The organism is Tolypothrix bouteillei VB521301 (assembly GCF_000760695.4).
Taxonomy (GTDB): domain Bacteria; phylum Cyanobacteriota; class Cyanobacteriia; order Cyanobacteriales; family Nostocaceae; genus Scytonema; species Scytonema bouteillei_A.
The window spans coordinates 9,260,567-9,278,901 of sequence record NZ_JHEG04000001.1 but is presented as its reverse complement, the minus strand read 5'-3'; the positions used below and the strand labels follow the sequence as shown (position 1 = coordinate 9,278,901).

Here is an 18,335-nt window from a genome sequence, read left to right as displayed (position 1 = left end):
AATATCTCATTTCAGTTAGCAGGCGGCAAATCCCTTACCACGTTGTTCCCTTCAGCAACATTTCGCCGTTGCTTTTTCTTCATCCCAAAACCGTGTTTAACTATATTCAGCATCCAGTTTTGGAAATCATCAATATATGAGAACAACACGGGTACGACTACCAAGGTTAGCAAAGTAGAAGTGGTAAAACCTCCCAAGATAGCAACACCCATTGATTGACGGACTTCTGCACCAGCACCAATTCCCAATGCTAGGGGAACAGTACCTGCGATGGTTGCTAGTGAAGTCATCATAATTGGGCGCAAACGGGATACTCCTGCTTCTATCAGTGCTTGACGTTGGGTTTTTCCTTCCTCCATGTTGATAATCGTGTAGTCAACTAATAGAATTGAATTTTTTGTGACAATCCCCATCAACAACACAATACCAATCAAAGCATAGATTCCCAAGGCTTTTTGTGCGAGCATCAAACCTACCAACGCGCCACCCAAACAGAAAGGTAACGCAGCCATAATTGTTATGGGGTGGAGGAAGTTATTATACAACAAAACGAGAATTGCATAGATACACATTAAAGCAAGCCCCAATGCACCGCCAAAACGACCGAAGATGTCAGACATAATTTTGGCATCACCAGAGTTTTGCAACGTGACTCCTGGAGGTAGCTTCTGCATAGCAGGTAGTTGATTGACTGCTTTCAAACCATCTCCCAAGGAAATTCCTTCTAAGTTCGCTTCTAAAGAAACTTGACGGGTGCGATCGAAACGGTTTATACTTGCGGGTCCGCTGCCAAAGCGGATATCTGCAACCGCCACTAAGGGAACGACACCTCCGTTAGAAGTGGGAACTTGAAGATTTTTGAGAGTCGTGAGATCCTCACGGGCTTTGGGGTCAATTTGGATGCGGATGGGGATTTGGCGATCGGGTAAATTGTATTTTGCCAAGCTAGCATCATTATCTCCAATCGTAGCAAGAGATGCAGTGCGGGCAATAGATTGCACCGAGACTCCTAAATCAGCCGCCCGTTGCGGATCGGGAACAACCAAAATCTCTGGTTTCACCAAACTTGCACTCGAAGATATCTCTACCAATCCCGGTATTCCCCGCATTTGTTTTTCGATCGCATTTGCGGCTTGGATTAAGGCTTCGGGATTTTCACTGCGTAAGAGTAAAGTTAAATCCTTGCGACCACCAACAGAACCAGCACTTTGGAAACCAATTCTTGCACCCGGAACTTGTTCTAGCAGAGGACGCACGGATTTCTCAAACTCTACTTGAGAAACTTTTCGCCCTTCTTCTTTAGGCTTCAACCGAAGTGTAAGTGTTGCAGTATTTATATCTTCTACAGACAGCACACTCAAAACATTGGGATTGTCCTTAACAAGGTTGGTGATTTGGGTTGCGACCTGTTTGCTATCTTCCAAAGAAGAACCGGGGGGGAGTTCTGCGGAGATAATAGAAATTCCTATATCACCACCATCCACCAATCCCTTGGGAATGAGAGGAACAAGCATCAAACTAGCAATGAAGAATGCGATCGCAATCCCCATCGTAGTTAACCTGTGACGCAATGCGAATCTGAGCAGGGATTTGTAGGGTCGGAAACGCTGACGGGAGGAGGAAAGGTGTGGAGTGGGGGAATGGGAGAACTTGCCATTCTCACCTTCTCTGTTCGGATGCTTATCCTTCATCAAATACGCCCCCATCATTGGCGTAATCATCCTGGCTACCAAAGTTGAGAAGATGGTAGAAACAGCAACAGTCAGACCAAAGGGTTGGAAAAATTGACCGGGAATACCACCCATAAAAGCAACAGGTAGAAATACGGCAATAATTGTTGCTGCACTTGCTATCACAGCCAAACCCACTTCATCAGATGAGTCAAAAGCTGCTTGCCTTGCTGACTTACCCATTGACATGTGCCGTTCCATGTTTTCAATTTCTACGACAGCATCATCTACTAGGTTACCCACTGCTAGGGCAAGTGCCAGTAAGGTCATGTTGTTAAGAGTATAACCCAAAGCATACTGCACGGCAAAGGTCGGAATCATGGAGAGTGGCAATGCTACAGCCGTAATTAATGTTGCTCGCCAGTCACGTAAAAATGCCATGATAACAATGACTGCCAGTATTGAAGCTTGGATTAATTCATCAATTGTACTTTGGTAAGAGTCCCTAACAAAAGCAGCCCTTGTAAAAATTAAGTCCAACTTAACATCAGGGGGAAGGGTCTTTTGCAGTTTTTCGACAGATGCTTTGACACCTTCTTCCACTGTCACCATAACACTACCCGTACTTCGCAGGACTTGGAACGCAACCACAGGTTTGTTATTCAAGCTTGCAGATTGTCGCACATCACCGTAGCTATCTTCTACCGTTCCCAAGCTAGACAAAGGTACAGAACCACCTCCAGGTAAAACAATTTCGTAGTTTCGTAAAACTTGTACGCTAGCAGCACTACCGAGAGTACGAATATTTTGTTCGCTACCACCGAGTTCTGCACGCCCACCTGGTAAGTTAATGTTAAAAGCCCGGATCTGCTCGTTGACTTGAGTAGCAGTAATACCTAAAGATTGCAAGCGAGCCGGATCTAAGTTAATCCGAATTTCTCGGTTCACTCCACCTATCCGATTCACTTGTGCTACCCCTCGCACCGCTAGCAACGCACGGCTGATAGTTTGGTCAACCAGATTGCTTAATTCCTCTACAGAACGCTTATCAGATCTGACTGCATAGGTTAGAATAGCACCCCCAGCAAAGTCTACGCGTTGCACGATAGGGTCATTAATGTCTTGGGGAAGGTTTTGACGAATTTGGGAGACAGCATTGCGAACATCATTTGTAGCGCGGTCTGTGTTTGTCCCCAACACAAAATTAATGGTCGTTGTAGAAACGCCATCGGTGACTGTCGATCGCAATTCGTCAATGTTACCCAGCCCCGCCACAGCGTCTTCAATTTTTTTAGTAACTTGAAATTCCAATTCCGCAGGTCCCGCCCCCGGTTGCGTGACTTTTACCTGTACTGTTGGAACATCAATATTAGGGTTAGTATCAATCCCTAAAGATTGGAAAGAAAACCAACCCACTATCGTCAAAATCAAGAATAATACTATTGTTGGAACTGGCTTTTTTATCGACCAAGCTGAAACATTGAAAGACATGGAAGTTTTGTGAGTAGTAGGTTGTTAGTGGGGGCGCGGCGACCTTGCGCCCGTACAGCTGTTATGCAATGCCTTAGGCCCATTTATTTATGAGTGAGAAATTAACTATCAGCATTAACGACTCGTACTTTGTCACCATCTTTGAGATAACCAGCACCTTGAACAACGATGCGATCGCCACGTTGCAATCCTTTTTTAACTTCCACTCTGCCACCAATAAGAACCTCTCCTAGTTCTACTTTTTGGGCGCGAACGGTGTCTTCACCCGATAGCATGAATACGATGACACTGCCATCAGATTGTGGTAATACGGCTTTTTGCGGTACACCAATACCTGTTGTTGTTGTGCTAGTAATAGCAGCACGAGCAAACATACCTGGTTTCAAAGAAGTCGTAGCAGGTAAATTAATTTTTACCGTTGCTTCGCGCCTTTGCTGATTGACAACAGGTTCTATTTCTCTCACTTTTCCTTCCAATTTCACCCGACTATCCAAAGCGGAAGTGACTTGCACGGGTGCATCAATTCGGACTTGTGGCAATTGAATTTCTGGGACTCGTGCAAGTAACTCCAACTCGCCATCTTGAATAATTGAGAACAATTTTTGTGTTCCACCAACTACAGTTCCAACTTGAGTTTGTGGCGGTACGCCTGTCACATCTCCAACTCGTGCCAATTTTTCTGCCACAACTCCTGAGACAGGGGCGCGAACCACAGTTTGTCCGAGTTGAGTTTTGAGTTGTCCTATTTTAGCCGCACTACTCCTGACATTCGCTTGGGCGCTATTAATATTAGCTCGAGCAATATTGACACCTGCCAATGCACCGCCAATGTTCGCTTGAGCGTTCTTAACATTGGCTTGAGCGCTTTTTATATTGGCTTCTGCAAGGCGTACTGCCTCTCTTGCCGTTGCCAAATTTGTTGTAGCAGTATCAAATTGTTGGAGGCTAATTGCTCCTTCATTCGATAATTTTTGATTGCGATCGAAATTGAGTTGTGCTTCTCTCAATTTTGCTTTAGCTTGAGCTAAGTCAGCTAATTTTTGCTGGACAATTGCTTGATTGGAAGCAACAACTGCTTCGCTCGATGATACTGCTGCTTGTTTCGATATCAAATCAGCTTGTTTGGAAGCAACATCCGCCTGTTTTGCCTCTACTTCCGCTTGTGCTTGCCGAATTTGGTCTTTAAGAAGAGAATCGTCTAAGATAGCCATCACTTGACCGACTTTGACTTTTTCTCCTTCCTTCACAAGAATTTGTTTGATTTGCAAACCATTTGCTTGGGGTAAAACTGGAGTTAGATCGCGTGCTGCTACACTTCCCGTTGCATACAATGTACGAGCAACACGGGTTGTTTCCACTAGTGCAACAGTGACAGTCATGTTTGGTGCTATTGCCACCGATTTAGTTGCAACTGGTTGTTGGTTCACCGAAAGATTACTGAAAAGGCGCATTCCTCCAAAGGAGAGAGCAACACCCAGACCCGTACCTACTAACAACGGTATTAGCCAAGGGTTACCTTGCTTTGGAACCGTTATTTCCTCTTCCCTAATGGCGTCTTTTACCACCACTGACTCTTCTAGTTCTAGTTTCGATAAACTCTCTTCACCCACAGTATGATGCCTCCGCTTTCTAGCAAACCTCGATAAGCAGCTTTGCTTAAGAAAGTTTAAAAATGATTGCTGTACATTAAATATGACGTATTTCTCCTGCTTCCGGTTGTGTGATTCCCCGGAATATACCCATGACAAAAGTCATATCTTTAGCAGTGGCTGGTAAACAGTAAGCCGTCGGGTCACTGGTCACTGCTTTATTGCTGTGCTAAAGTCAGAAAGATTTACTAGTGAATTGGTTGTTTGCCAAGTCACCAGGGAATCTGTTCCATAAAAGCGTTCAAGGGGATACTTGTCTACTCCGGATTTATCATCTAATTATGAAAAATTAAGAGAATCGATAAAAAAATCTTATCACTTGAGTTATTACTATGTTTAATGCAACTGAGATTTTAATAGATAATTTTGTCCAGCAAATTCGTGAAGGATACACTCGTACCTATGGCTGTTACAAGCATGATTACCAAGATATCATAGCTTGGGCAGGTAACATGGCTTTGGAAAATATTGCCAACAGTGATGCTTTGTATCATAACGTAGAACATTCCATCTTAGTCACTTTAGTTGGGCAAGAAATTTTGCGTGGGAAACATATACGTGAAGGGGGGGTTTCCAGTGAAGACTGGTTGCATTTTATTATTTCCTTACTTTGCCATGACATTGGTTATGTGAAAGGGGTATGCCGTCAAGACCGAGAAGAAGAAGGGTTGTATGGTACGGGTAAAGACGGAAAAATGATTAGTCTGTCACCAGGTGCGTCTGATGCCAGCCTCACGCCTTATCACGTTGATAGAGCTAAACTCTTTATAGATGAACGTTTTGGCGGTCATAAACTGATCGATTCTGAGGTAATTAAGAGAAATATTGAATTAACTCGCTTCCCAGTACCAGCTGTCGATGACCACCAAGATACGCATAGCTTTGCAGGGTTGGTGCGTGCGGCTGATTTAATCGGTCAGTTAAGCGACCCCCGTTATTTAAAAAAGATTACTTCCTTATTTTATGAGTTTGAAGAGACTGGGATGAATAAGGTATTGGGTTATCAAAACCCGGCTGACTTACGCAAAAACTACGCCAAGTTTTATTGGAATGTCGTCTATCAATACATTCACGATGCGTTACGTTACCTTTCTCTCACCCAACAAGGCAAACAAATTATTGCCAATCTTTACTCTAACGTGTTCGTTGTAGAACACGAAAAATCTCAAGAAGATAACCTCTTGCTGATGGAGAAACTGCGTGCATAAGGAATTATGAATTAAGAATGCTGAATTATGAATATTACTATATAATTTCATAATTCATAATTTATAATTCATAATTCCTATGAATTGGTGGCACAGACTTAAAAAAAATCCTTTAGCAAAATTTGGGGCAATTGTGCTCTTGATTTTCTACACACTGGTCATTGCAGCTGACTTTGTCGCCCCTTATGACCCCTATGCCTCTCAACCAAACGGTTCTCTACTGCCACCAACTCGCGTTTATTGGGTTTCTCAAGAATCAAAACAATTTATTGGTCCTCACGTTTATCCCACAACTCAGGGCGAAACCAATTTAGAAACAGGCGATCGCGAACTGATTGTCAACTTCAAAAAGCCTTCACCCTTAAGACTTTTCGTACAAGGCTCTACTTACCGTTTATTTCAGTTAAGCCTACCCCTCCCGCCTAAATGGGAAGAAGTCGATATCATTCCCGGTATTCCGTTAAATTGGCATCTATTTGGTGCTGATGGTGAAGCAAAGTTTAACCTTGTCGGTACGGATGACCAAGGACGCGATCAATTAAGTCGCTTGCTTGTTGGTGGTCGAATCAGCTTGTTTATCGGTCTTATAGGAGTCTTACTTACTTTTCCCCTGGGACTGATTATAGGTGGAATCTCTGGATATTTTGGTAGCTGGACAGATAGTATTATCATGCGCTTATCTGAAGTGCTGATGACTTTCCCCAGCATTTATCTTTTGGTCACTTTAGGAGCAGTCTTACCACCGGGTATATCTAACACCCAGCGCTTCTTACTGATTATTGTCATTACTTCCTTTATCAGTTGGGCAGGATTAGCACGGGTTATACGCGGACAAGTGCTTTCCATTAAAGAGAGAGAATATGTCCAAGCCGCTAAAGCGATGGGAGGCAAACCGCTTTACATTATCCTTCGTCACGTACTGCCACAAACCGCCACTTACATCATTATTTCTGCGACTCTCGCTATTCCCGGTTTCATCGGCGCAGAAGCCGTACTCAGTCTGATTGGATTGGGAATTCAGCAGCCAGATCCTTCTTGGGGCAATATGTTATCTCTAGCAACCAACGCTTCTATTCTAGTCTTGCAACCTTGGCTTATCTGGCCGCCAGCTATTTTAATTATTCTGACAGTGCTGTCTTTCAACTTACTGGGTGATGGGCTGAGGGATGCCCTCGATCCCCGTAGTTTGCAACGGTAGTACAGGAGCAAACTCACTAGCGGATGCTGACAAACCCAGCTTTTGTAATTAATTCCTGTCCTTGAGCGGTCAGTAGTAAGCGAGCATAAGCTTCACCTGCTTGTTGGTCAAGCTGATTGTTCTGTTTAATCACCACTAATAATCGCCGACTTAGGGGATACTGACCGCTTAAAAAGGCTTCTACGTTGACTTGGTTGCGTTGTTGCGGACATTGAGACAGGGGAATAAAAGGTAGCTTGTAAGGAGAAACGAGTTCATTGGAGTTACGACCCACTGGCAAAGGCTTAACGTTACACTGCGATATTACCAAGGGCGCAGAGGTGTAATAAATCCCCCCAGGATTGACCGCTACTTGACGCAAAGCCTCTGTTGTCGTTGGCATAAATACAATATGACTCCCAGAATCTCGGTCTTTCTTACCGTAGGGTATAATTTTTAGGTTTGGACCACCCACTTGGTTCCAGTTGGTGATTTTGCCTGCGTAAATATCATTAAATTGGGCTACAGTTAAACCTTTGATATTCAAGCTTGGGTTAACAGCGATCGCAACGCCATCAATTGCCACAGGTATTTCTTGAAGCGAAAAACCCCGCTGTCGCGCTTGCTCGTATGCTTCATTGGGAATCGGAACAGAAGATTGAGAAAACGAGAGTTGATTGTCTAACAACATCTGGATACCTGTCTGAGAACTAGGAGCACTGCGATCGGGATCGGTATAGCGCAAGCGAAACTGAGGCCATACGTTTTCAATAACCGGATCTACTGTTTTGCGGATAGAGACCCAACTCGTGCTACCACCGTAGTTAAACACTCCAGATGGTACGTTCTGTACGGAGGAAAAACTTTCAACTTTGGACTGCCCTAGTGGTTGCGATTGATTGTTGGCTAAACCACCTATATCAAGACCTGAGTGCTTCATGAACCACCAAACACCACCTCCTACTAATCCCACTGTAATAAGCAGAGCCAAAATGAGAACAGTGGTTTCGGACTTTTGGGGCATAGACATATATGAATCGCTCGTACCGCCAGAATGGCTTCTAAAATAGCAGCTTACTCCTTTAGTATAAGTTAAGTAAAAGTTAAACATAAATTATTGTTAATTTAAGAAATCAGACTGCCAAGCACTGATTAACTGAGATAGGAGGGAACGGAAACTGTAAACATAGATAAGTTCGAGGAAGTCAAAATAGACCTCACCTCAAACATTGAGCGCGATCGCGAAGAAGTGTGAGGTTTATTGAAAGCACCTTAAACATTGTCGGTATTATCTGGAGTCAGTTTCAAAGAAATGGTTAAAAGGAGATATAACTTTGCGGCTGCAAGTGACCTCGAACCAATCGTTTTTGGTGCCTCAAGACCGGGGTATTCTGCCCAAAACGTATCCGACTGGATTCACTTTGTAAAGTGTCATGGTATACAACGGGTTTGCTGCTTGCTTCCCGATCTCCAGCTAGCGCGTTACTCAGATCTCTTAGGAACCTACCAACAGGTATTTGGGGTAGAACGAGTTTGTTGGGCACCGATTGAAGACTTTCAACTTGTTAACAGTGAAACCTTGCTCCAAAAGATTCTGCCGTTCCTAGCAGCAGCAGACCAGCTTGGGGAGAAGGTCGTCGTCCACTGTTCTGGCGGGATTGGTCGAACGGGACATGTTCTAGCGGCTTGGTTAGTGAGTAGACGAGGATTATCCAACTCAGAGGCAATTGCATCCGTAAAGCGGACGGGAAGAAATCCGTATGAAGCGGCAATTGTTGCTTTACTTAAAGGTCGCAATCCTTGGAAAGTTGTAGCACAACTGAACGCACTTTTAGATAATTGTCGTGCTAATGATATGTACTAGTTATTAAATTCAGGTATTCCAAAGATTCATTAAACGTGAGATTGACAGACCTCACATTAACTAGAATTCATCAAGGTAGCCTTTTGTATGTAAAAAATGAATGAAAATTCATATGAATCGTTCTTGAATTGCGATCGCAATTTTTAATTTTTGGCTAATACCTCTGCAAGAGATGTTCTGTTAGCTGAAAACTAGAAAAACAAACGGTATGGAGACAATATGAAAAACAGAACAAAGAAGCAAATTGACTGTGTAGAAAAGCTCAAGATACTGGGAGATGACACCCGTCTGTCAGTTTTACAACTCCTCATGAACAGTCCGAGGTATGTGGGGGAGATGAACGCAATTTTGGGTTTGGAACAAAGCCTGCTCTCCCATCATTTGCAAGTTTTGCGTCGGGCAAAGTTGGTTGTGCAAGAGCGTGATGGAAAAGCGGTTCTTTACCGCTTGGCTCCAGAAGTGGAATTGACTGCAAGCAAAGCTTTAAACCTTGGTTGTTGTGTTCTCTATTTTCAAGAAAATTTGTAGTTCGATTTGATTATGCTAAAAAGATCGCAATTTTTGGTTTCTGTTGGAATGGGGCTGCTGAGCTGTGTTTGGCTCCAAAGCTGTTCTTCAGCAAACCAAACAGCAAGTAAGGTTCAAGACAAACTTGTACTGACTGGTTCCAGCACGGTAGCACCGTTAGCAGCAGAAATTGGCAAGCAGTTTGAATCCAAACATCCAGGTGTACGAATTGATGTCCAATCGGGGGGGTCTTCTCGCGGTATTTCCGATACTCGTCAGGGAGTAGCTGATATTGGTATGGTTTCCCGTGCTTTGAAATCAGAAGAACAAGATTTAAAAGCATTCCCAATAGCCAGTGATGGAGTGACGATAATTCTTCACAAAGACAATCCGGTGTCATCTCTAACTGACGCGCAAGTCGTAAATATTTACACTGGTAAATTGACAAACTGGAAGCAGGTGGGAGGTAAGGATGGGGTGATTGCGGTTGTGAATAAAGCAGAAGGGCGTTCTACCCTAGAATTGTTTACCCACTACTTCAAACTAAAAAATACCGATATCAAAGCGCAAGTGGTCATTGGTGATAACGAGCAGGGAATTAAGACTGTAGCAGGAAACCCCAATGCAATTGGCTATGTTTCTATTGGGTCGGCTGAAAATAGCGTGGCTGGTGGAAGCTCGATTAAACTGCTACCTGTTGGTGGTGTGACGGCGACAACAGCCAACGTGCAAAATAGTACTTTTCCTATTTCCCGCCCTCTTAACTTTGTAACCAAAACTGAACCTCAAGGACTGGCAAAAGAATTTATTAATTTCGCACAATCGCAACAGGTAAGTGACATTGTTAAAAAGCAAAACTTTGTTGTCGTTTCCAAATGACCTATGGTTAGTTTGGATACTCCGCTTCCTCACCGTAATAGCAGGAGCGATCGCACTTTTAATTATCGTCTTTTTGATTTTGGAGTCGTTACCAGTCCTCAACCATATAGGGCTCACTCGATTTTTTACCGACTCTTCTTGGAACCCAACTGTAGGGCTGTATAATCTCTTCCCCATGCTTTTGGGTACACTCTTGGCGATGCTTGGGTCTGTGCTAATTGCTACACCAGTTGGAATTTTGTCTGCTGTTTTTTGCCAATTTTACGCTCCAAAAGCAGTCGCAAAGCTCTATCGCCGCTTAATAGAACTATTAGCGGGAATTCCTTCTGTAGTTTATGGTTTCTGGGGACTGGTAGTGCTCGTTCCTTCCATTAGCAAGATACATCCACCAGGACCCAGCCTTATTGCTGGCATTGCTATTCTGACAGTGATGATACTGCCAACCATTGCACTTGTTGCTGATGCAAGTTTGGCAAAAGTCCCAACCTCTTACCTTCAAGGAGCTACAGCCTTGGGATTATCCCGTTGGGCTACCATTCGCAAAGTTGTATTTCCATCTGCCAGATCGGGATTATTCACAGGTTTAATTCTTGAAACTGGTCGTGCGATTGGAGAAACAATGGCAATTTTAATGGTGTGCGGTAATGTCGTACAAGTTCCAAAAAGTCTGTTTGACCCCATACGAACACTAACAGCTAATATTGCCTTGGAAATGGCATACGCTACAGGGGATCACCGTTCTGCATTGTTTGTGAGCGGGTTGGTGCTAATGGGAGCGATTGTATTACTGGTTGCTGTTGCAGAAGTTATCAGTCAGGGAAAAATTTATGACTAAACCCATTTTACGCTCCAAAGATTGGCTCCCTGCAATTGTTGTTTGGACAACTGCTGTTTTGGTGACTGCTCTGTTTTTTTGGATACTCAGCGATCTTCTTTGGCATGGTATGGGGCATGTGTCGTGGAAATTTCTAACGACCGAACCGGAAAACGCGGGTAGAGAGGGGGGAATTGCGAGCATTCTTGTTTCTACTTTCTTGATTATGGGAGTTTGTATGGCAGTTTCCATTCCCATTGGTATTGGTACGGCTGTTTTGCTAGCCGAGTTTACCCCAACACAAAACTGGTTTGGTGCTATGGTGCGGCGTAGTTTAGATGTACTGGCTGGGGTCCCTTCTATCGTCTTTGGATTGTTTGGCAATGTCTTTTTTTGTAAAGTTTTAGGGCTGGGGTTTTCCATATTGTCGGGAGGATTGACCTTGGCGTGTATGGTGCTACCAATCTTAATTCGTTCTACAGAAGAAGGATTTCGCGCTGTTCCAAATGAATATAGATTGGGAGCCGCAGCCCTTGGCTTCTCCCGCACGACCACTCTATTTCAATTGTTGTTACCTGCTGCGGTTCCTGGATTGCTTGTGGGATTGGTGCTTGGTATTGGTCGGGCGATCGCAGAAACTGCTGCTCTAATTTTTACAAGTGGATACGTAGATAGGATGCCAGAATCGCTGCTAGACTCCGGGCGTGCTCTTTCGGTTCATATTTTTGATTTATCAATGAATATCTCTGGAGGAGATGCTAATGCCTACGCTTCAGCATTAGTATTACTGTTAGTATTGCTATTGATTAATGGTACAGCAGCATGGATTGCAGAACGTTGGTTGCATAAAAGATTTTTTTCTATATAAAAAGAACGACAATAAGCCGATGATAGTAAATGCCAGCAATAGAACGACTGAAACATTCATTCAAACAGAAAATTTAACTCTACAATACGGGCAAAAAACAGCCTTCGCTAATGTTAACTTGAGTGTAAATGCAGGGGAAATATTGGCATTAGTTGGCCCTTCAGGTTGTGGGAAAACAAGTTTTCTCAGTTGCTTGAACCGTTTGACAGATATGATTCCAAACTGTCAAGTCAAAGGCGCAATTCGGATTGGTTCTGTAGAGGTACTCAACCCTAAAATTAACGCGACCGCACTGCGGCGTCAAGTCGGGATGATTTTTCAAAAACCCAATCCCTTTCCTTTATCCATTTGGAAGAATATGGAATTACCACTGCGAGAACACGGTATCCGCAACCGCGAGGAAATTGATAGGATTGTAGAAACAAGCCTACTGGATGTGGGATTGTGGGATGAAGTCAAAGACCGATTGCATACTTCTGCTTTAGCACTTTCAGGCGGACAGCAACAGCGTTTGTGTATAGCGAGAGCTTTGGGTTTGCAACCAGAAGCCCTGCTTTTGGATGAACCTTGTAGCGCCCTCGATCCCATTTCCAGTGGGATTGTCGAAGATTTAATTACTAGTTTGCGTCAGCGCTATACCTTAATAATTGTGACGCACAACTTAGCCCAAGCCAAGCGCATTGCAGACAAAGTTGCCTTATTTTGGGTTCAGGGCGGCGTTGGACAGCTCGTTGAGTCGGGAAAGGTGGAGCAAATTTTTAATTCTCCCCAACATCCCCTGACAGCTGCTTATATAACGGGTGCAAGGGGTTAACTGTTAAGTTTAACATCCAAAACAGTATGACGTTTCTTTTGGGCTAGTTGCTCCTGATGGTGCGTATTGAACCAAAAATAAGTGGAGCTTGATTTTCCCAATCTTTAGACGCTAGGAAAGATGGTTGGGAAATACCTTTTATAATAAAGATTGATTTTTACCCAAGTAGGTCGGCAAAAAACCAAACTCTATAACGAAAAGTAAAATCTTTATATTTTGCTCTGAGTTTTGCTTTAGCGTGGCAAAGCGCAACTACAAACCAATGATAATTACAAACACCAACTTACTTATTAAGGCAGCACGATCGACAAAAGCATCCGTAAATTTATGAATTCTTGGAATCAGCACTTAACCACCAAAGTCGCCAGTTCATTTCTCATTTTATCTTTATTTACTGTCGGTGTTGTGGGAGGCGTCGCCTTTTTTAAAGCGAGGGAGGCGCTAAAAACGTCTGCTTTCAATCAGTTGCGCGTGACTGCAACCCTCAAGGAAGGAGAAATTACTCGTTGGTTTGAGGATCAACAGCGAGATTTTTTGCTTGTCACTCAGTTTCCTGATGTACAAGCAAACGTCAAGGTACTCTTAAATAACCCAATAACTGACCCAAAATATAAAACTTCTCACGAGATTCTCTCTGAATATTTAAAGAACGTTGTTAAACTCAAACTAAATTTTAAAGAAATTTTTATTATCGATCGCACAAACAAAGTCATTTTATCCACAAACAAAGGACGTGAAAATGAGTACGAAATTTTAGCCAGTATTACGTATATTGAAACAGTAGAACCGGGCAGTTCTTTCGATCCAATTTTTTATGTTTCTCCTGAGACAAATAAACCATCAGTCACCTTAGCAGCGCCTCTTCGCGATGCTAAAGGGACTCGCCAGGGAGTCATTTTAGCTCATCTCAATTTAGAAAGAATCGATCGAATTGTTCGAGAACGAAAAGGTTTGGGAAAAAGCGGTGAAACTTATTTAGTTGGTTCCCTCATCACGCAAAACACTTTTATCTCTAAAGAATCTTCCAATATTCAAGAATATCCTGAGGGTGTAAGCAGCAAAGGTATAGATGATGCGATGAATGGCATCAGTGGAGAAGATTTATATAAAAACTATGCCAATATACCAGTGATTGGAGTTTACCGTTGGCTAAACGATCAAGACCTTGCTCTTTTAATAGAAATGCATCAAGAAGAAGCTTTTTTGCCCGCACGTCAACTAGCAGGAACAATTGTGTTAGTAGGGCTAGTATCGGTGGGATTCCTCTTGGTTGGAGTTTATTGGCTGACACGACAATTAAAAATTTCCCGACAGCAACTAGAGAATTACAGTTCCAAATTAGAACAAAAAGCTCATGAAGCAGAAGCAGCTAACCGCGCTAAAAGTGAATTTTTAGCGAATATGAGCCACGAACTCCGGACTCCCCTCAATACAATCCTCGGCTTTACCCAACTCTTGACTCGCGATCCATCTTTCCAATCTTCCCAAATCGAACAACTTGAAATTATCAGTCGCAGTGGCGAGCATTTGTTAACCTTAATTAACGATGTGCTTTCCATGTCAAAAATTGAGGCGGGCAGAACAACACTGAATGAAAATGGTTTTGATATGTATGGTATGCTGGACTCCTTAGAGGAGATGTTCCGACAAAAAGGAGAATCTAAAGGTTTAAAACTGATATTTGAGCGTTACCCTGAAGTTCCCAGATATGTGCAAACAGATGAAAGCAAATTGCGCCAGGTTTTAATCAACTTAATTGGTAATGCGATTAAATTTACAGAAGAAGGCGGTGTGGCGGTTCGCGTGAAAATGGGGAACGAACAAACAAACCAGCAGGCTCCCCAATTAGATACAGACTCACGATACAAGATCTCGACAACTCGTAAACTTCATTTTGAAGTAGAAGATACTGGTTCCGGAATTGCACCCTCTGAGATGGAGAGATTGTTTAGACCTTTTGTTCAGACAGAAACTGGTCGGAAATCTCAGCAAGGGACAGGTTTGGGTTTAACCATCAGCCAACAATTCGTGCATCTGATGGGAGGTGAGATTACTGTAAGCAGTACATTGGGTCATGGGACCATTTTTTCTTTTGACATACGAGTTGTCCCGATGGAAAGGCTGGAAACTCAAATTCAGCAAAAACGACGGCGCGTTCTTGCTGTCGCTCCAAATCAGCCCAAATACCGCATTTTGATAGTTGAGGATAAATGGGAGAATCGCTACCTCTTGCTCCAAATGCTGACATCTCTGGGCTTTGAGGTCCGGGGAGCAGAAAATGGTTTAGAAGGGATTCGTTTGTGGGAAACTTGGGAACCGCATCTAATTTTAATGGATATGCGGATGCCAGTCATGGATGGGTATGAAGCAACTAAACGCATCAAAGGTCATTTAAGAGGTCAAGCGACGACCATCATTGCTTTGACAGCAAGTGCATTTGATGAGGAAAGAGCTGTCGTTTTGTCTGCGGGATGCGATGATTTTGTACGCAAGCCCTTCCGGGAAGAAGTCATTCTAGAAAAAATGGCTCAGTTTTTAGGAGTTCGTTATGTCTATGATGTCAAGGATGAAGTTAAAAGCAGCAAGGATGAAACAACGCCTTCGTCCTTTACCCTAGAACCCTCATCCTTGGGAGTTATGTCTCCTGAATGGATAACACAACTTCATCAAGCCGCGCTTTGCACTGATGAGAAGCAAATTTTTAGCTTGATCGAAGAAATACCAGAAGAATATGCAACTCTTGCAAATTCCTTAATTGATTTAGTTGAAAATTTCCGGATTGATAAAATCATAGATTTAACACAACCCAATTGAGATGAACAACCGTCAAGAGCAACCGCCAAAAGCAAATATTTTAGTTGTAGATGATACACCGGACAATCTGCGACTTTTATCCGCCATGCTCACTCAACTTGGGTATGAAGTTCGCCGAGTGATTAACGGACAAACAGCTTTAAAGACAGCACAAGCAGCGCCCCCAGATTTGATTTTACTGGATATTATGATGCCTGACATGAACGGTTATGAGGTTTGCCAACGTCTTAAGACATCACCCCTGACTCGCGAGATTCCAGTGATTTTTATTAGTGCTTTAGATGAGGTTCTTGATAAGGTAAAAGCTTTTGCTGTGGGGGGTGTTGATTACATTACCAAACCATTTAGTGAAGAAGAAGTTTTTGCTCGTGTGGAAAATAGTTTGACTATTAGAAGGCTGCAAAAGCAACTCACGGCTCAAAATATGCGCCTGCAACAAGAAATTTGCGATCGCCAAAAAGCAGAATTAGCGCTGTACCTTTCCCAGTTTTATTTAGACAATTATAAAGATGCTATCTATTTTGTAAATTCCAATGCGCGACTTATTTATGTTAATGAAGCAGCGACTCAACATTTGGGCTATACTCGCGAAGAACTATTAACCATGACAGTTCCCGATCTAGATCCCAATTTTTCAATAGATCTTTGGCAATCCTACTGGCAAAGCTGGAAACAGAAGCGCTGTTCAACTTTTGAAACTCTCCATCAAGCAAAAGACGGTCAACTTATTAAAGTAGAAGTTACTGTTAATTATATAGAATTTAACGGCGAAGGATACCATTGTGCCACCGTCCAAAAACTTCCCAACTTTTAAATGTCACTGGTTATCGATCGCCGATCGAGCAGCTTTATTAAACGCGTGTAAAACCCCGTCTCTTGTGGGTGGTGCAGTTGACTTTATAACTGCTTTTTTCAAGAGAAGCTCAGTGTCAATCTTTCTAAAATTTGCTTCAGTACCATTGCCGTCCAATCGACATCAAGTTCAGTTGTCTCACGTCCTAAGGTCATACGAATAGCGCCTAAAGCAACATTTTCTGCATATCCCATTGCTAATAATATGGGGCTGGGATTGAGTTTGCCACTATGACAAGCAGCACCCGCACTAATACCAATACCAGCTAAATTCATTTGTCTCACGAGCGTTTTTCCACTCAGCTTTTCCCCATCTGCATATTCCAGGCAAAAACTCACGTGGTGAGGCAATCGGTTTGTCAGATCGCCTGTAGGGATTAAACCAGGAATGTCGGCAAGTTGGGCAAACAAGCGATCGCGCAATGCAATCAACCGAGGTATTTCCACAGCCATTTCTTGGGCTGCTAATTCTGCAGCCACTCCAAATCCTGCAATTGCAGGTACTGCGTGAGTACCGGAACGCAGCCGATGTTCTTGTCCCCCACCTCCCAACATGGGTACTAACTCCACACCAGAACCTACATACAATGCTCCAGCCCCTTGAGGTCCGTAAATTTTGTGACTTGAAAGGCTTAATAAATCCACAGGTAAACTTTGTACATCTATTGGCAAGCGTCCCACAGCTTGCACTGCGTCGGTATGGAACAAAACACCAGCACTGCGAGCAATAGTCGCTAATTCCTCAATTGGTTGTATGGTACCAACTTCACTTTGACCGCAAACAACTGATACCAATACAGTATTGTCTTGTAACGCTGCCTGCAAATCTTTTGGGTTGACTCTTCCTTTAGAATCGACCCCCAAACGAGTCACTTGCCAACCCCATACCTCTAACAATCTGGCTGGTTCAGCAACAGCAGAATGCTCAACACTAGAAATAATGATGTGTTGGGGTCGAGTGTACAAACGGGCAACACCCATAATAGCGAGATTATCTGATTCAGTACCTCCAGAAGTAAAAACAATAGATTCGGGCTGACAAGCGTTAATCAAACCAGCAACCTGCATTCTTGCTTGTTCCACAACTGTTGCTGCCCGTTGTCCCCATTCATGCAAACTAGAAGGATTACCCCACTGTTGGGTAAGGGCTGCTTGCATGGCAGCTATAGCTTCTGAGCGAATGGGAGTTGTTGCACTGTAGTCAAGGTAAATTTGCATAATTTTAAATTAGGCGAGAACACACATAACTGGGCAGCTAGTTCTTTTTATTTTGAGCTTATATATTTCATTTGCCCAATTATTACCACCTCTGGGCATCAATTCGTAAGCGTACAGATGGATTTTTGGTAACGGATGCGGTAACAGGTATAACGAGCGCTGGTTACCGCTTACCGATCGCTGTCGTGAAACTACTGATGGCGATCGCAATAACACTAAATTAACTTCCGCAATTGCCATCTTGTTATTCTTGTTATTTAAAACAATACTAGTAGAGGTCTTATTCACAATAATTTATAGTTGATAATTCAATCCGTTTCAGATCTGACTCGCTCTCCCCTAGTCCCCCTTAAAAATGGGAATTGGGGATTTCTTTAAGGAGTAGATATTGTTAAATGAACCGTTTTCTTTGATATTTCCACACTAAATTTATAAAATATCAACAACTATTAATTGGAGAGAATTACCTACTCTAATTTTAATGAATTAGTTTATAAATGTTTGTTAACA

15 protein-coding genes are annotated in these 18,335 nt (G+C 43.0%); 10 read left to right on the top strand and 5 right to left on the bottom strand.

Annotated features, from left to right (window positions below):
- Nucleotides 1–11: 11 nt before the first annotated feature.
- Nucleotides 12–3,161, bottom strand: a complete 3,150-nt coding sequence (locus HC643_RS37975) for an efflux RND transporter permease subunit (RefSeq protein WP_038076510.1) — start codon at nucleotides 3,159–3,161, stop codon at nucleotides 12–14.
- A gap of 101 nt (nucleotides 3,162–3,262) precedes the next feature.
- Entirely contained in the window at nucleotides 3,263–4,771 is a 1,509-nt protein-coding gene (locus HC643_RS37970) for an efflux RND transporter periplasmic adaptor subunit (RefSeq protein ID WP_038076507.1), read from the bottom strand.
- A 371-nt stretch (nucleotides 4,772–5,142) separates the two neighbouring features.
- Between HC643_RS37970 and HC643_RS37965 the strand changes: the two genes are divergently transcribed.
- Both HC643_RS37965 and HC643_RS37960 read left to right on the top strand, forming a co-directional pair.
- Nucleotides 5,143–6,018: an Npun_R2479 family HD domain-containing metalloprotein gene (locus HC643_RS37965; RefSeq protein ID WP_050045481.1), complete on the top strand. Its 876-nt coding sequence runs from the start codon at nucleotides 5,143–5,145 to the stop codon at nucleotides 6,016–6,018.
- Nucleotides 6,019–6,097: 79 nt separating this feature from the next.
- On the top strand, nucleotides 6,098–7,216 hold the full coding sequence (locus tag HC643_RS37960; protein ID WP_038076506.1) for an ABC transporter permease: 1,119 nt from the start codon (nucleotides 6,098–6,100) through the stop codon (nucleotides 7,214–7,216).
- Between the two features lie 16 nt (nucleotides 7,217–7,232).
- Here the strand turns inward: HC643_RS37960 and HC643_RS37955 are convergent, their stop codons facing one another.
- Nucleotides 7,233–8,219 (bottom strand): PstS family phosphate ABC transporter substrate-binding protein, encoded by a 987-nt coding sequence (locus HC643_RS37955; protein WP_050045482.1) that lies wholly within the window; start codon nucleotides 8,217–8,219, stop codon nucleotides 7,233–7,235.
- A 288-nt stretch (nucleotides 8,220–8,507) separates the two neighbouring features.
- Here HC643_RS37955 and HC643_RS37950 point away from each other — a divergent pair, with 288 nt between their 5' ends.
- The 8 genes from HC643_RS37950 to HC643_RS37915 all read left to right on the top strand — a co-directional run bounded on the left by HC643_RS37950 (nucleotide 8,508) and on the right by HC643_RS37915 (nucleotide 16,569).
- Entirely contained in the window at nucleotides 8,508–9,059 is a 552-nt protein-coding gene (locus tag HC643_RS37950) for a protein-tyrosine phosphatase family protein (protein ID WP_038085690.1), read from the top strand.
- A gap of 219 nt (nucleotides 9,060–9,278) precedes the next feature.
- Entirely contained in the window at nucleotides 9,279–9,587 is a 309-nt protein-coding gene (locus HC643_RS37945) for an ArsR/SmtB family transcription factor (protein WP_038085687.1), read from the top strand.
- A 12-nt stretch (nucleotides 9,588–9,599) separates the two neighbouring features.
- On the top strand, nucleotides 9,600–10,445 hold the full coding sequence (locus tag HC643_RS37940; protein ID WP_237266041.1) for a phosphate ABC transporter substrate-binding protein: 846 nt from the start codon (nucleotides 9,600–9,602) through the stop codon (nucleotides 10,443–10,445).
- Nucleotides 10,402–11,280: a phosphate ABC transporter permease subunit PstC gene (pstC, locus tag HC643_RS37935; protein ID WP_038085685.1), complete on the top strand. Its 879-nt coding sequence runs from the start codon at nucleotides 10,402–10,404 to the stop codon at nucleotides 11,278–11,280. Before HC643_RS37940 ends, pstC begins: the two co-directional genes overlap by 44 nt.
- On the top strand, nucleotides 11,273–12,127 hold the full coding sequence (gene pstA / locus HC643_RS37930; protein ID WP_038085682.1) for a phosphate ABC transporter permease PstA: 855 nt from the start codon (nucleotides 11,273–11,275) through the stop codon (nucleotides 12,125–12,127). Before pstC ends, pstA begins: the two co-directional genes overlap by 8 nt.
- A gap of 19 nt (nucleotides 12,128–12,146) precedes the next feature.
- The gene (locus tag HC643_RS37925; protein ID WP_038085680.1) at nucleotides 12,147–12,941 is read left to right on the top strand and encodes a phosphate ABC transporter ATP-binding protein; all 795 of its coding nucleotides are present in this window, start codon (nucleotides 12,147–12,149) and stop codon (nucleotides 12,939–12,941) included.
- 327 nt (nucleotides 12,942–13,268) lie between these two features.
- Complete coding sequence (locus HC643_RS37920; protein ID WP_038085678.1) at nucleotides 13,269–15,755, top strand: hybrid sensor histidine kinase/response regulator; 2,487 nt, start codon at nucleotides 13,269–13,271, stop codon at nucleotides 15,753–15,755.
- A gap of 1 nt (nucleotide 15,756) precedes the next feature.
- Nucleotides 15,757–16,569, top strand: coding sequence for a response regulator (locus HC643_RS37915; RefSeq protein WP_038085676.1), 813 nt, complete (start codon nucleotides 15,757–15,759; stop codon nucleotides 16,567–16,569).
- Nucleotides 16,570–16,667: 98 nt separating this feature from the next.
- Here the strand turns inward: HC643_RS37915 and HC643_RS37910 are convergent, their stop codons facing one another.
- Together HC643_RS37910 and HC643_RS37905 are read right to left on the bottom strand one after the other, a co-directional pair.
- Nucleotides 16,668–17,825 carry a cysteine desulfurase family protein gene (locus HC643_RS37910; RefSeq protein ID WP_038085674.1) on the bottom strand — a complete coding sequence of 386 codons (1,158 nt, stop codon included), beginning with the start codon at nucleotides 17,823–17,825 and terminating at the stop codon, nucleotides 16,668–16,670.
- Between the two features lie 9 nt (nucleotides 17,826–17,834).
- Nucleotides 17,835–18,065 (bottom strand): hypothetical protein, encoded by a 231-nt coding sequence (locus tag HC643_RS37905; RefSeq protein WP_167844843.1) that lies wholly within the window; start codon nucleotides 18,063–18,065, stop codon nucleotides 17,835–17,837.
- Nucleotides 18,066–18,335: the final 270 nt, after the last annotated feature.

Coding starts and splice junctions, on each gene's coding strand:
- HC643_RS37905 (WP_167844843.1), bottom strand. CDS start 18,065: ATGGCAATTGCGGAAGTTAATTTAGTGTTATTGCGATCGCCATCAGTA.
- pstA (WP_038085682.1), top strand. CDS start 11,273: ATGACTAAACCCATTTTACGCTCCAAAGATTGGCTCCCTGCAATTGTT.
- HC643_RS37925 (WP_038085680.1), top strand. CDS start 12,147: ATGATAGTAAATGCCAGCAATAGAACGACTGAAACATTCATTCAAACA.
- HC643_RS37955 (WP_050045482.1), bottom strand. CDS start 8,219: ATGCCCCAAAAGTCCGAAACCACTGTTCTCATTTTGGCTCTGCTTATT.
- HC643_RS37975 (WP_038076510.1), bottom strand. CDS start 3,161: ATGTCTTTCAATGTTTCAGCTTGGTCGATAAAAAAGCCAGTTCCAACA.
- HC643_RS37915 (WP_038085676.1), top strand. CDS start 15,757: ATGAACAACCGTCAAGAGCAACCGCCAAAAGCAAATATTTTAGTTGTA.
- HC643_RS37960 (WP_038076506.1), top strand. CDS start 6,098: ATGAATTGGTGGCACAGACTTAAAAAAAATCCTTTAGCAAAATTTGGG.
- HC643_RS37950 (WP_038085690.1), top strand. CDS start 8,508: ATGGTTAAAAGGAGATATAACTTTGCGGCTGCAAGTGACCTCGAACCA.
- HC643_RS37940 (WP_237266041.1), top strand. CDS start 9,600: ATGCTAAAAAGATCGCAATTTTTGGTTTCTGTTGGAATGGGGCTGCTG.
- HC643_RS37920 (WP_038085678.1), top strand. CDS start 13,269: ATGAATTCTTGGAATCAGCACTTAACCACCAAAGTCGCCAGTTCATTT.
- HC643_RS37965 (WP_050045481.1), top strand. CDS start 5,143: ATGTTTAATGCAACTGAGATTTTAATAGATAATTTTGTCCAGCAAATT.
- HC643_RS37945 (WP_038085687.1), top strand. CDS start 9,279: ATGAAAAACAGAACAAAGAAGCAAATTGACTGTGTAGAAAAGCTCAAG.
- HC643_RS37910 (WP_038085674.1), bottom strand. CDS start 17,825: ATGCAAATTTACCTTGACTACAGTGCAACAACTCCCATTCGCTCAGAA.